At 71.5% G+C, this 13,489-nt stretch carries 10 protein-coding genes; 7 read left to right on the top strand and 3 right to left on the bottom strand.

Annotated features, from left to right (window positions below; translation table 11 throughout):
- Positions 1–112 precede the first annotated feature (112 nt).
- The 5 genes from ABZ490_RS28425 (at position 113) to ABZ490_RS28445 (ending at position 7,823) form a co-directional block, all read left to right on the top strand.
- Positions 113–877 carry a DeoR/GlpR family DNA-binding transcription regulator gene (locus tag ABZ490_RS28425; protein ID WP_358995725.1) on the top strand — a complete coding sequence of 255 codons (765 nt, stop codon included), beginning with the start codon at positions 113–115 and terminating at the stop codon, positions 875–877.
- A complete protein-coding gene (locus tag ABZ490_RS28430; protein ID WP_358995732.1) occupies positions 874–2,214 on the top strand; it encodes a 6-phospho-beta-glucosidase in 1,341 nt (446 codons plus the stop codon). Before ABZ490_RS28425 ends, ABZ490_RS28430 begins: the two co-directional genes overlap by 4 nt.
- A gap of 101 nt (positions 2,215–2,315) precedes the next feature.
- On the top strand, positions 2,316–5,375 hold the full coding sequence (locus tag ABZ490_RS28435; protein WP_358995735.1) for a glycoside hydrolase family 38 C-terminal domain-containing protein: 3,060 nt from the start codon (positions 2,316–2,318) through the stop codon (positions 5,373–5,375).
- 111 nt (positions 5,376–5,486) lie between these two features.
- Positions 5,487–6,737: an alpha-L-fucosidase gene (locus ABZ490_RS28440; protein WP_358995738.1), complete on the top strand. Its 1,251-nt coding sequence runs from the start codon at positions 5,487–5,489 to the stop codon at positions 6,735–6,737.
- Positions 6,738–6,992: 255 nt separating this feature from the next.
- On the top strand, positions 6,993–7,823 hold the full coding sequence (locus tag ABZ490_RS28445) for a sulfotransferase (RefSeq protein ID WP_358995741.1): 831 nt from the start codon (positions 6,993–6,995) through the stop codon (positions 7,821–7,823).
- A gap of 390 nt (positions 7,824–8,213) precedes the next feature.
- Here ABZ490_RS28445 and ABZ490_RS28450 read toward each other — a convergent pair whose 3' ends face one another.
- Both ABZ490_RS28450 and ABZ490_RS28455 read right to left on the bottom strand, forming a co-directional pair.
- Positions 8,214–9,899 (bottom strand): carbohydrate binding domain-containing protein, encoded by a 1,686-nt coding sequence (locus ABZ490_RS28450; protein WP_358995744.1) that lies wholly within the window; start codon positions 9,897–9,899, stop codon positions 8,214–8,216.
- A 134-nt stretch (positions 9,900–10,033) separates the two neighbouring features.
- On the bottom strand, positions 10,034–11,197 hold the full coding sequence (locus ABZ490_RS28455; protein WP_358995747.1) for an ATP-grasp domain-containing protein: 1,164 nt from the start codon (positions 11,195–11,197) through the stop codon (positions 10,034–10,036).
- Positions 11,198–11,523: 326 nt separating this feature from the next.
- Here ABZ490_RS28455 and ABZ490_RS28460 point away from each other — a divergent pair, with 326 nt between their 5' ends.
- Together ABZ490_RS28460 and ABZ490_RS28465 are read left to right on the top strand one after the other, a co-directional pair.
- A complete protein-coding gene (locus tag ABZ490_RS28460; RefSeq protein ID WP_358995750.1) occupies positions 11,524–12,426 on the top strand; it encodes a metallophosphoesterase in 903 nt (300 codons plus the stop codon).
- Entirely contained in the window at positions 12,423–13,112 is a 690-nt protein-coding gene (locus ABZ490_RS28465; protein WP_358995753.1) for a 4'-phosphopantetheinyl transferase superfamily protein, read from the top strand. Before ABZ490_RS28460 ends, ABZ490_RS28465 begins: the two co-directional genes overlap by 4 nt.
- 21 nt (positions 13,113–13,133) lie before the next feature.
- Here ABZ490_RS28465 and ABZ490_RS28470 read toward each other — a convergent pair whose 3' ends face one another.
- Positions 13,134–13,394, bottom strand: coding sequence for a hypothetical protein (locus ABZ490_RS28470; protein WP_358995756.1), 261 nt, complete (start codon positions 13,392–13,394; stop codon positions 13,134–13,136).
- Positions 13,395–13,489 lie beyond the last annotated feature (95 nt).

A 13,489-nucleotide genomic window follows, 5' to 3' on the forward strand; every position in this document is an offset into this window, starting at 1 on the left:
GTCAAAACTCTTCATTTCGTGACCGGAATCGTGCGACGCCAGCGGCCTCCGGTCAATACCCGAGCAGAATTGAGCATAGAAATGATTGAAGATGACGAGTAGTGTTCACGGCGTGCTGGCAGAACGACGACATCAACTCATCCTGCGGGCCCTGCGCTCCGGTGGTCCCGCGGCAGTGACGGATCTCTCCGAACAACTCGGCGTGAGCCCCGCCACGATCCGGCGTGACCTGGTCAAACTCGAGGAGGAGGGCCTGCTCACCCGGGTCCACGGCGGGGCCGTCGTCGACGAGGGCGACCAGCCCTTCGCCGAGGTCGCCGAGGTGCGGGTGGCCGAGAAGGACGCCATCGCCGCGCACGCGGCGGCGATGATCGCCGACGGCCAGTCGGTCCTGCTCGACATCGGCACCACCGCCTACCGCCTCGCCCGTCAGCTGCACGGCCGCCGCCTCACGGTGATCACCAGCAATCTGGTGGTCTACGAGGAGCTCGCCGACGACGAGGGCATCGAGCTGGTGCTGCTCGGCGGGATGGTCCGCCGCGAGTACCGCTCCCTGGTCGGTTTCCTCACCGAGGACAACCTGCGCCAGCTCCACGCCGACTGGCTCTTCCTCGGCACCAGCGGGGTGCGCCCGGGCGGGCAGGTGATGGACACGACCGTCGTCGAGGTGCCGGTCAAGCGGGCCATGATCAAGGCCGGTGACAAGGTTGTCCTGCTGGCCGACACGGCGAAGTTCCCGGGTACCGGGATGGCGAGGGTCTGCGGTCCCGAGGACCTGGACGTGCTGGTGACGAACGCGCCGGTCGACCCGGTGACCCGCACCTCCTTCGAGGAGGCGGGCGTCGAGGTGGTCGTGGCAGGAAAGGTGCAAGCGTGAAGCTGACGATTCTGGGCGGCGGCGGGTTCCGGGTGCCGCTCGTGTACGGGGCGCTCCTCGGTGACCGGGCGGAGGGGCGGGTCACCGAAGTCGTTCTGCACGATCTCGACGACAGTCGACTGTATGCAGTCGCCCGTGTACTGGACGAACAGGCCGCCGGCGTCCCCGACGCCCCCACCGTCAAGGCCACCACCGACCTGGACGAGGCCCTGCGCGGTGCCGACTTCATCTTCTCCGCGATCCGAGTCGGCGGCCTCCAGGGCCGTGCCGACGACGAACGGGTCGCCCTGGCCGAGGGGGTCCTCGGCCAGGAGACGGTCGGCGCCGGGGGCATCGCCTACGGTCTGCGGACGGTCCCCGTCGCCGTCGACATCGCCCGGCGGGTCGCCCGGCTCGCCCCCGACGCCTGGCTGATCAACTTCACCAACCCGGCCGGACTGGTCACCGAGGCCATGTCCCGCCACCTCGGCGACCGGGTCATCGGCATCTGCGACTCGCCGGTCGGCCTCGGCCGCCGGATCGCCCGGGTCCTCGGCGCGAACCCGCAGGACGCGTGGATCGACTACGTCGGCCTCAACCACCTCGGCTGGGTCCGCGGTCTGCGCGTCGCGGGCCGCGACGAACTGCCGCGCCTGCTCGCCGACCCGGACCTGCTCGGCTCCTTCGAGGAGGGCAAGCTGTTCGGGGTCGACTGGCTGCGCTCGCTCGGCGCGATCCCGAACGAGTACCTGCACTACTACTACTTCAACCGCGAGGCCGTCCGCGCCTACCAGCAGGCCGAGCGGACCCGCGGCGCCTTCCTGCGCGAGCAGCAGGCCCACTTCTACGAGGAGATGCGCGACCCCGGCGCGGCGGCCCTGGCCGCCTGGGACCGCACCCGCGCCGAGCGCGAGGCCACCTACATGGCCGAGAACCGGGAGACGGCCGGCGCCGGCGAGCGCGACGCCGACGACCTCTCCGGCGGCTACGAGAAGGTGGCGCTCGCCCTGATGCGGGCCATCGCCCGCGACGAGCGCACCACGCTCATCCTCAACGTGCGCAACCAGGGCACCCTGTCGGCGCTGGACGCCGACGCCGTCATCGAGGTCCCCTGCCTCGTCGACGCCAACGGTGCCCACCCGGTCGCGGTCGACCCGCTGCCCGGCCACGCCACCGGCCTGGTGTGCGCGGTCAAGGCGGTCGAGCGCGAGGTACTGGCCACCGCCGAGTCCGGCTCGTGGGCGACCGCGGTGAAGGCGTTCGCGCTGCATCCGCTGGTCGACTCCGTGAACGTCGCCCGCCGGCTGGTGGAGGGCTACACCGAGGTCCATCCGGGGCTCGCGTACCTTAGGCGCTGACGTAGAGAGAAAGCGCTTTCCGAGCCCGACGGCTCTCCCCATCCGGTTCCTTGTTCCCGGCCATCCCGCTACCCGGCCATCCGGTTCTCTGGAGACATCCCATGCACGACGAACGCCGCCGCATCGAGGAGCGCGTCGAGCGCGTCCACAACCAGCGCATCAAGCCCGCGATCTACGCGGCCACCGTTCCCTTCGAGGTCGAGGCCTGGCAGGCGCCGGGGGAGCCCGTCCCGTTCGAGGAGGCCGCGGGCGCCGCCTACGAGCCCTTCGCGATGGGCACCCCGTGGGGTCCGCCGTGGGGGACCACGTGGTTCCGGATGAGCGGGCAGGTGCCCGCCGAGTGGGCGGGCCGGCGGGTCGAGGCCGTCATCGACCTCGGCTTCGTCGGCGACTGGCCCGGCAACCAGGCCGAGGCACTGGTCCACCGCCCCGACGGGACCCCCCTGAAGGCGGTCAACCCGCTCAACCAGTACGTCGCCGTCGGCAACCCCGCGGCCGGCGGGGAGCGGATCGACTACCTGGTCGAGGCGGCCTCCAACCCCGACATCCTGGCGAACGACTTCGCCGAGCCGACGCTGCTCGGCGATGTGCTGACGGCGGGCGACCGTCCACTGTATACATTCCGCCGTGCCGACCTCGCCGTCCTCGACGAGCAGGTCTGGCACCTCGACCTGGACCTCCAGGTGCTGCGCGAGCTGATGGTCCACCTCGGCGAGCACGAGCCCCGCCGCCACGAGATCATGCACGCCCTGGACCGTGCCATGGATGCCCTCGACCTGGACGACGTCTCCGGCAGCGCCGCCGCCGTCCGCGAGGTGCTCGCGCCCGTCCTGGCCCGCCCCGCGCACGCCAGCGCCCACACCATCTCGGGCGTCGGCCACGCGCACATCGACTCCGCCTGGCTGTGGCCGATCCGCGAGACCAAGCGCAAGACGTCCCGCACCTTCTCCAACGTGACGTCGCTGGCCGACGAGTACGAGGACTTCATCTTCGCCTGCTCGCAGGCCCAGCAGTACGAGTGGGTGCGCGACAACTACCCGCACGTGTGGGCCCGCATCCAGGAGTCGGTGAAGAAGGGCCAGTGGGCGCCGGTCGGCGGCATGTGGGTGGAGGCCGACGGCAACCTGCCCGGCGGCGAGGCGATCGCCCGCCAGCTCATCCACGGCAAGCGGTTCTTCATCGAGCACTTCGGCGTCGAGACGAAGGGCGTCTGGCTGCCGGACTCCTTCGGCTACACCGCCGCCTACCCGCAGCTCGCCAAGCTGGCCGGCAACGACTGGTTCCTCACCCAGAAGATCTCCTGGAACCAGACGAACAAGTTCCCCCACCACACCTTCTGGTGGGAGGGCATCGACGGCACCCGGATCTTCACCCACTTCCCGCCGGTCGACACCTACAACGCCCGCTTCAGCGGCGAGGAGATGGACCGCGCGGTCCGCAACTACTCGGAGAAGGGCGGCGGGACGCGCTCGCTCGCCCCGTTCGGCTGGGGCGACGGCGGTGGCGGCCCCACCCGCGAGATCATGGAGCGGGCCCGCCGTCTCGCCGACCTCGAGGGCTCGCCCAAGGTGGTCGTCGAGCACCCCGACCAGTTCTTCGCCAAGGCCCGCGAGGAGTACCCGGACGCCCCCGTCTGGGTCGGCGAGCTCTACCTGGAGCTGCACCGCGCCACCTACACCTCCCAGGCCCGCACCAAGCAGGGCAACCGGCGCAGCGAGCACCGGCTGCGCGAGGCCGAGCTGTGGGCGACCACGGCCGCGCTGCACGCGCCGGGCTACGCCTACCCGTACGAGAAGCTGGACCGGCTGTGGAAGACGGTGCTGCTGCACCAGTTCCACGACATCCTGCCGGGCTCCTCGATCGCCTGGGTGCACCGCGAGGCCGAGGCCGAGTACGCGCGGGTCGCCGAGGAACTGGAGGCGCTGACGGCCGAGGCGGTCGCCGCGCTCGGCGCGGGCGGCACCCGGGTGTTCAACGCCGGTCCGTACGACCGTGCCGAGGTCGTCCGTACCTCGGCGGGCGCGCCGGCCTACGTCGAGGTGCCCGGCAGCGGCAGCGCGCCGCTCGCCGGGGCCGACGGCTCGCCGCAGCCGGTGACGGTCTCCGGCCGGACCCTCGACAACGGTCTCGTCCGTGTACAGGTGGCAGAAGACGGCACACTGTCTTCCGTATACGACATCCGGGCGGGCCGCGAGGTCCTCGCCGGCCGGGGCAACCTGCTCCGTCTGCACACCGACCTGCCCAACTACTGGGACGCCTGGGACATCGACAAGCACTACAAGAACCGCTTCACGGACCTGCTCGACCCCGACTCGGTCACCGTCGTCGAGGACGACCCGCTCCTCGGGGCGATCCGTGTCACCCGCTCCTTCGGCAAGGGCTCGACCCTCACTCAGACGATCACCGTCCGGGCCGGCAGCCCGCGCATCGACATCGAGACCGACCTCGACTGGCACGAGGCCGAGAAGATCATCAAGGCGGCCTTCCCGGTCGACGTGCGTGCCGCGCACTCCTCGGCCGAGATCCAGTTCGGTCATGTCCAGCGGCCCACGCACACCAACACCAGCTGGGAGTCGGCCCGTTTCGAGGTCTCCGGCCACCGCTGGGTGCACATCGGCGAACCCGGCTACGGCGTCGCCGTCCTCAACGACTCGACGTACGGCCACGACGTCTCCCGCACGGTCCGCGAGGACGGCGGTACGACGACCACGGTCGCCCTCAGCCTGGTGCGCGCCCCGCGCATCCCGGACCCCGAGGCGGACCAGGGCCGGCACCGCTTCACCTACTCCCTGCTGCCGGGCGCCACGATCGGCGACGCGGTCGCCGAGGGCTACGCGCTCAACCTGCCGCTGCGGGTGGCGGAGTCGGCGGGCGCGGCGGAGCCGGTCGTGAGCGTGGAGGGCGACGGCGTGACCGTCGAGGCCGTCAAGCTCGCCGACGACCGGTCGGGCGACGTGGTGGTGCGGCTGTACGAGTCGCGCGGCGGCCGGGCCCGGGGCCTCGTGCGCACCGGGTTCCCGCTGGCCGGCTTCCAGGTCACCGACCTGCTGGAGCGGCCCCGCGAGGAGGACGCGGAGGCGGCCACGGACGCCGGCGGCGCGGTCGAGGTGAGCCTGCGTCCCTTCCAGGTCCTCACGCTCCGCCTGCGGCGCGGCGCGTAGGTCCCACCCCTTCCGGGCGGGCACGCCCGGACCTCTGCCGGGCGGGCACGGTACTGCACCACCGTGCCCGCCCTTCCCCCGAAGTCCCGCTCTTTGCCGAGGAGTTCAGCCGTGCCCATGCAACCCTGGTTCACCGACGCCAAGTTGGGGATCTTCGTCCACTGGGGCATCTACGCCGTCGACGGCGTCCAGGAGTCGTGGTCGTTCTACGACGACATCGTGCCGCACGAGCAGTACATGTCCCAGCTCGGCCGGTTCACCGGCGCCCGCTACGACCCGAAGGCCTGGGCCGACCTGTTCGCCCGGGCCGGCGCCCGCTACGCGGTCCTGACGAGCCGTCACCACGACGGTGTGGCCCTGTGGGACACGGCGTACGGCGATCTGAACCTCGGGCACGACTACCTCACCGGCTATGCCGACGCGCTGCGCGAGAAGGGTCTGAAGGTCGGCCTGTACTACTCCCACTCCGACTGGAACCATCCCGACTACGCCAGCACCCGCAAGCCGGGCCGCCCGCCGGAGATGGAGGACAACCGCTACTCGGAGTGCTCCGCCGAGGACGAGGACCTCCAGGCCTGGGAGCGGTTCATCGCCTACCGGGACGGCCAGATCAGGGAGTTGGCCTCCCGCTACCGACCCGACCTGATGTGGTTCGACGGGGAGTGGGACCGCAGCGAGGAGCAGTGGCGCATCCCCGAACTCGCGGCGCTCATCCGGTCGTACAGCCCGGACGTCGTCTTCAACGCCCGGATGCTCGGCGAGGGCGACTACGCGACCCCCGAGCAGGGCGCCCCGATCGTGCCGCCGGACGGCCCCTGGGAGCTGTGCCTGACGATCAACGACTCCTGGGGCTACCAGCACCACGACCACCACCACAAGTCCCTCGCCCAGCTGATCCGCTACTTCACGGAGACCATCGGCGGGGGCGGCAATCTGCTGCTCGACGTCGGCCCGATGGAGGACGGCACCATCCCGCAGCCGCAGGTCGAACGGCTGGAGGGGCTGGGGGAGTGGATCCGCCGGCACGCCGACGCCGTGTACGGGACGGTCCGCGGGCTGCCGGCCGGGCACCACTACGGTCCCAGCACCCTCTCCGCCGACGGCCGCACCCTCTACCTCACCCTGTTCGACGCCCCGCGCGCGGAGATCGGCGTCCGGGGGCTGGCGACCCCGGTGCGCAGGGTCACCGTGCTCGGCACCGGGACCGAACTCGGGCACGAGGTCGTGGGCGGGCTGCACGAGGCGGTCGGGGTGCTGTGGATCGACCCGCCGGCCGAGGCCGACCTCGATCCGTACGCCACCGTGCTCGCCGTGGAACTGGACGGTGAGCTGGAGCTCTACCGGGGCTCGGGCCGGTTCTGAGCCTCCTGTACGCCCCCTCGCCCCAGCCCACCCAGCCCGCGCCAAGGTAAGTCATATGAACAATTAAGAAAGGGGTAAGAGGCCAGGTCAGCGGCGGAATGGGGCATTCCGTGGCTCCCGCGCTTCATCTGCGGGACACCTGGACGACGTCTTGGGCCCCTGGGATGCGGGCGCCGGGCGTGAGAGAGAGGTGTCGACGTGAGGGATCCGCGCATTGCGGCGATAGGCAAGGGGCTGAAGCGCCGCGGGAGACTCATGAGGGAGGCGGTGAGTCCGCCGCGGCGGACCCTGGACGCCATCCCCTCCCCGCGTTGCGAGCCCGCGCCCGCCGTTGACCCGTACACCGCCCCGGCGGGCCCCCGGCTGGTGGAGTCCCCGGTGTTCGTGCTCTCCTCGGTGCGCTCGGGGTCCACCCTGCTGCGGGTGATCCTCAACAGCCACAGCCGGATCCGCGCCCCGCACGAGATGCATCTGCGCACCCTGCACGTGAAGCTGAGCCGTGACTTCACCGCCGAGGCCATGCGGGCGCTCGAACTCGACCGCACGGAACTGGAGCACATGCTCTGGGACCGGGTGCTGCACCGGGAGCTCACCCGCAGCGGCAAGGAGGTCATCGTCGACAAGACGCCGGCCAACACCCTCATCTGGCCCCGGCTGCACCGATGTTGGCCGCACGCCCGGCACATCCTGCTGCTGCGGCACCCGGGTGCGGTCGTCGCCTCCCTCACCGACCGCCGCAGGAACCCCGATCGCGAGGCCATCCGCGCCGAGGTGCTCGGCTACGCCGAGAAGCTGGAGGAGGCCAGGCTGGGCCTGGCCGGCGCCCATGTGGTCAGGTACGAGGAGCTCACGGCCGAACCGGAGCGCGTCACGCGGGAGTTGTGCGCGCACCTCGGGGTGGCGTGGGAGCCCGCGATGCTGGAGTACGGCCGCGGTGACCACGGCGCGTTCCGGCCGAAGCTGGGCGACTGGTCCAGCACCATCAAGTCGGGCCGCATCCAGCCCGCCCGTGCCGCCGACCCCGCCCTCGACCTGCCGCCCCGGCTGGCCGGGATCGCCCGCGCCTGGGGCTATCCGACGGGCTGAGGGACCGCCTGGGGTGGTCCGGCCGGTCGAGCTCAGGGCGGGAGCGGGCGGCCGCTCCCCGTGACAGCGGCCGTCCGCCCCGATCCCCCGTGCCCCCGGGCATCCCCCATGACTCCCGGGGCTGGTGCTTCCCCGATCCCCCCGTGCACCGACCCTGAACGGTCAACCCTGAACGGCGGTGCCTGCGCGCCGGCCCACCGGGACCTCACGTTCCCCCGTCGTCCCCGGTGGGCCTTCACGGTTACCTCCTTTAGAACCCGCACCTCGCGCCCTGATACACCCCGGGCGAAAGAAACTTCCCCGGATCCAGGAGCGGGATCCGGGGAACCGGCGCCGCGGGGTGCCGGGTGGTGCCGGGAAGTGGGCGGCGGGCGGCGGGAGTCCGTCGGCTCAGCCGGTGAAGCCCGCCGTGATGGAGGTGAACTGCCAGGTGCCCTGACTGATGCCGGAGCAGTTGCTCACCACGCCGCCGCCGGGGCAGGAGCGGTCGCGGTTGACGGCCCAGTAGGCGAGCCGCGCGATGTGGTGGGAGTTCGCCCAGTCCCGGATGCTCGTCCAGATCGCCGGGGTGGTGTTCTCCTGCTGGTCGGACAGCCCGTTCATGCCGGAGATGCCGATGTGGGCGTAGGCGGTGGCGTCGTCCCAGCCGAAGGTGGACTTCAGCTTGGCCTTCAGCCCCTCCGTGGCGTTCACGGTGTTGCCGTACATGTCGGAGCCGCCGCCGAAGTCGAACGGCATGATGGTGAAGACGTCGATGTCGGCGCCGAGGGACTTGGCCTGCTCGATGAGCCGGTTGCCGTAGTACGTCGGCCCGGTGGTCGAGGTGCCGAAGGTGACGATCGTCCTCAGTCCGGGATTGTTGGTCTTCACGGTCTTCAGCGCGGTCAGGATCCGCGCCTGCACGGCCTCGTTCTCGAACTCGTCCGTGTTCTCGATGTCCATGTCGATCGCCTTGAGACCGTAGGCGTCGATCACCTTCTGGAGCGCGGCCGCGAGGGCGCTCGCGGAGGAGCAGTTGGCGCCGAGCTTGCTGCCCTGCCAGCCGCCGAACGACGGCACGACGTCACCGCCCGCCGCACGGACCTGGTTGATGACGCTCTGGTCGACGCCGCCCGTCAGCGGACGGGTGCTGTCCCACATCGGGTTGCAGCCGCCCCCGTCGAGCATGAACGCCATCGTGAACCACTTGATGCCGGTCGCGCTCATCACCGTGGACACGTTCGGCGGATCGCCCCAGCCCTCGTACAGATAGGGCGCCGCCTGCTTGAACGAGGTACCGCCGCTGCCCGCGTTCGTCGTCACCGACACCGAGTTGGACGCTCCGGAGACGTTCCCGGCGGCGTCGCGCGCCCGCACGCTGAAGGTGTACCCCGTGCTCGGGGAGAGCCCGCCGACGGTGGCGGAGGTGCCGGAGACGCTCAGCACCCGCGAGGAGCCGCTGTAGACGTCGTACGCCGTGACGCCGGTGTTGTCCGTGGCGGCGCCCCAGGAGAGCGACACGCTGGAGGAGGTCTTGCCGGTGGAGGTCAGGCCGGTCGGCGCCGTGGGCGCCTGGGTGTCCGAGCCGCCGCCACCGCCCGGTCCGTCCAGGCCGATGTCGTCGGCGTAGTAGGTGCCCTGGGCGTACCAGCCGTGCACATAGACGGTCGCACTCGTCTGCGCGGCGCCGGTGGTGAAGGCCACCGACAGCCGGCTGTACGCCGACGGCGAGGAGGTCCAGGTGGAGGCGCCGCCGTCGACGCCGAGGTAGACGTAACTGCCCCGCACCCAGCCGCTGAGCGAGTACGTCGTGTTCGGCTGGACGGCGACGGTCTGGCTGCACTGGGCGATGTCACTCGAACTCACCGCGCCCGCAAGGGCCTTGGAGCCGCCGTGTACGGGTGAGGAGACGACCTGGCCGAGGTTGCCGGTGCAGGACCAGGGGGAGAGGGAGCCGGATTCGAGACCGGGGTTGGTGAGGACGTTCGCGGCCTCGGCGGTGCCGGGCAGGGCGATGGCCCCGGCGAGCGCGAGGGCCGCGGAGCCCAGCAGGGCCAGAGCTCGACGCCAGGGGCGTCTGTGGGGTGTCGTGCGCACGCAGATCTCCCTGAAGGTATGGGGGTGCTCGGGAGTGCAGAACTGCCAGGGGGTGCGCAACAAAGTTGGTATGGACCAATCCGCCTGTCAAGGTGAGCGACGGAATTGGTCCATACCGGTGAGAGAAACGCCCGCTAGAGCGGCAGCACCTCCGCCGCGCCGGCCGGCGTCACCTCGACGGCCTCGGCCGATACGGGCAGGACGGCCTCGGCCTGCGCGGGAACGGCGGGCAGCAGCGGCTCGGCGCTGTCCTCGATCCGCTGGTGCGGCAGCGACACCGCGCGCAGCGGCCGCGGCCCGGACACCACCGTGTAGTCCTGCCCGAGGAACGGCGGCACGACCTCGCCCGGGTCCTCCCCGAGCGCCAACTGCACAGCGGCCCATGGGGCGTTGACCCCGCACAGGGAGAGCTGGTGCAGCCCGCCGGCGGGACGCGTGTTGACGTCCATCAGGACCGGCTCGTCGCCGAACATGCGGAACTGGATGTTGGACAGGTAGTGCAGCCCGAAGCCCTCGGCGATGCGCCGGGCCGGCTCCAGCCACTGCTCCTGGAGGGTGAAGCCGCGCCGGCGGCCGTTCTTGCTGCGGCCGATGGCCATCCGCACCCGGTTGTCGGGGCCGGTGAGGCAGTCCACGGACACCTCCGGCTGCTCCAGACGGGGCATCACCAGCCAGTCCACGGCCTCGTCGGCCTGCTTCAGCGCCTCGACGACCATGTCCAGCTGGACGTACGGCGTGGGGAAGCCGCTGAGGTGCATGAGCGAGAAGGGGGCGCGCGTGACCACCCGGAAGCCCACCCCGCCGGCGCCGGAGGCCGGCTTGAAGCAGGCCCGGTACCCCGCCTCCTCCAACTCCTCGACAGCGGCGACGAGTTCGTCGGCGTTGCGGGCCCGGTGCCACGGCGGCACCGGTACGCCGATCGCCTGGACGGCCTCGTACGCGACGACCTTGTCCTCGAACACCGCGACGGCCTCGGGCGTGGGCGCCAGCAGGGCCGTGCCGATCGCCTCGAAGTCGGCGCGATGCGCCACGATCGCCGCCTGCTCCAGCCGGGGCACGAACACGTCGATGCCGCGGCGCTGGCACTGGTCGAGCGCGTACTCGACGTAGGCGGCGGGGGACAGGCCCTCCGGCTCCAGGTCGGCGGTGTCGGCGGCGGCCAGCACGGGTGAGTCCGCGTCGCCGTGCGTCGCATGGATCTCGACCGCGCGATCGCTGGGATTTCTCCGCAGCTGATCCATGAAGAACACGTTCTCCGCGTACGTGCGGTTGAGCCAGACGCGTACGCGAGAGACCATGCGAGGCCGCCTTTCAGGGGTCGCGGGCAGGGCAAAGCGGGCCCGTGCCCGGGCAGGGGGATTGGAGGGTCACCAAACCGCCCTGCTGAAGGGGCTTCCATGGCGGTGGTGTTGGGGCGATCATACGGCTTCCCAGCCGTGCCGCGTGCAACGCGCGTGTTACGGATTTTCTGATCTTGTTCACCTGTGTCACCCCGTGCGATAAGGAAGTGACCACTCGGTAACCGTGGCGTGCACCTGAGGGACACGAAAGGGGCGGCCTTGTTCCGCGCCCGCGAATGTGCTGTCGTGGTGACCTTCGTGCGTGGTGGACGGAAGGACGCGAGGTGACGTCGACGGCCGGTGGTGCCGGGCAGCTGCTGGCCATCAGCGATCTGCACATCGGCTATCCCGAGAACCGTGCCCTGGTCGAGCGGATGGCGCCGGACACGGACGAGGACTGGCTGCTGGTGGCCGGGGACGTCTCGGAGAACGTGGCCGACATCCGCTGGGCGCTGAAGACCCTCGCGGGCCGTTTCCGCAAGGTGGTCTGGGTGCCCGGCAACCACGAGCTGTGGACCCATCCCTCCGACCCCGTCACCCTGCGCGGCGTCGCCCGGTACGAGCATCTCGTGCACCTGTGCCGGGACTTGGGCGTGGTCACCCCCGAGGATCCCTACCCGGTGTGGGAGGGCCCGGGCGGCCCGGTGGTCGTGGCGCCGCTGTTCCTGTTGTACGACTACTCGTTCCTGCCGGCCGGCTGCACGACCAAGGAGGAGGGGCTGGCGTACGCGCAGGGGACCGGCATCGTCTGCAACGACGAGTACCTGCTGCACCCCGACCCGTACCCGAGCCGCGAGGCCTGGTGCCGGGCCCGGGTCGCCGAGACCGAACGCCGGCTCGCCGAACTGCCGGACGGTCTCCCGGTCGTTCCCGTCAACCACTACCCGCTGCACCGCCACCCGATGGACGTGCTGTGGCATCCGGAGTTCGCCATGTGGTGCGGCACCGGGCTGACCGCCGACTGGCACCGCCGCTTCCGGGTGGCGACCATGGTCTACGGCCATCTCCACATCCCGCGCACCACCTGGCACGAGGGCGTCCGCTTCGAGGAGGTCTCGGTGGGCTATCCGCGCGAGTGGCGGCAGCGCGTGCAGCCGCCGGGCCGGCTGCGCCGCATCCTGCCCGCACCCGCCGAGGACACCATTCTGACGCGGCGGGAGACGCCGGCGGAGAGCGAGGACCGGTGATCGAGGAACTGCTGCCGGAGTCCGTGGTGGCCGTCGAGGCCTTCGGGGAGGAGGGCGTCCGGGAGTTCGGGGACGCGCCGCTGTACCCCGAGGAGGAGGCGCTGGTGGCGCGCGCGGTCCCCAAGCGGCGCCGCGAGTTCACCGTCGTACGCTCCTGCGCCCGGCGCGCGATGGAGAAGCTCGGGGTGCCGCCGCAGCCGGTGCTGCCCGGCGAGCGCGGCGCGCCGCAGTGGCCGGACGGCCTGACCGGCACCATGACCCACTGCGAGGGCTACTGCGCGGCCGCCCTGGTCCGCGCCGCCGACCTGGCCTCCCTCGGCATGGACGCGGAGCCGCACGACGCGCTCCCGGAGGGGGTGCTGAAGGCCGTCGCCCTGGCCGCCGAGCAGGAGCGGCTCGCACGGCTGAGCGCCCTGCGGCCCGAGGTGCACTGGGACCGGCTGCTGTTCAGCGCCAAGGAGTCCGTCTACAAGGCGTGGTTCCCCCTCACCCGTAAGTGGCTGGACTTCAGCGAGGCCGACATCGACATCTCGGCCGGGACGGACGGGGAGGGGAGCGGCACCTTCCGCGCCCGGCTCCTGGTGCCCGGACCGGTGCTCGGCGGCCACCGGCTCGGGCACTTCGACGGCTCCTGGACGGTCCGCAGGGGTCTGGTGGCCACGGCGGTCACCGTCCACCACCGCTGAGGAGCCCGGACCGGAGCCCCGTCAGGACGCCGGGCACCAGCTCTGCAGCAGTCTGAAGAACTCCTCCTCGTTGCCCGCGAGTCCCGCCTCCGCCAGCGCCCGCTCCGCCTCCGCCAGCACGGCGGGCGGGACCACCGGGGGCAGCCGGACGGGCGGCGGGCCGGCGGTGCCTCCCCGCTCGCCGCCGGGATCCTCGCCGAAGACGGCCCGGACGGTGTGCAGCAGCCGCAGATAGGCCTGGACGGCGGTGCGCTCGCGATCGGTCAGTACGGCAGTGGGCATCGGTCGGCTCTCCCCGTGTCGGCGTCGTCTCCGCGCCGCCGGGGCGGCGCGGACGCCGCCCTGCGACGGCGCACCCCCCAGCTTGCCGCCCACCA

Source organism: Streptomyces sp. NPDC005811, from assembly GCF_040630405.1.
Lineage (GTDB): Bacteria > Actinomycetota > Actinomycetes > Streptomycetales > Streptomycetaceae > Streptomyces.

Bases quoted from the DNA above. Each gene is read 5' to 3' on its own strand.
- ABZ490_RS28435 (WP_358995735.1), top strand. From the start codon at position 2,316: ATGCACGACGAACGCCGCCGCATCGAGGAGCGCGTCGAGCGCGTCCAC.
- ABZ490_RS28445 (WP_358995741.1), top strand. From the start codon at position 6,993: ATGAGGGAGGCGGTGAGTCCGCCGCGGCGGACCCTGGACGCCATCCCC.
- ABZ490_RS28455 (WP_358995747.1), bottom strand. From the start codon at position 11,197: ATGGTCTCTCGCGTACGCGTCTGGCTCAACCGCACGTACGCGGAGAAC.
- ABZ490_RS28470 (WP_358995756.1), bottom strand. From the start codon at position 13,394: ATGCCCACTGCCGTACTGACCGATCGCGAGCGCACCGCCGTCCAGGCC.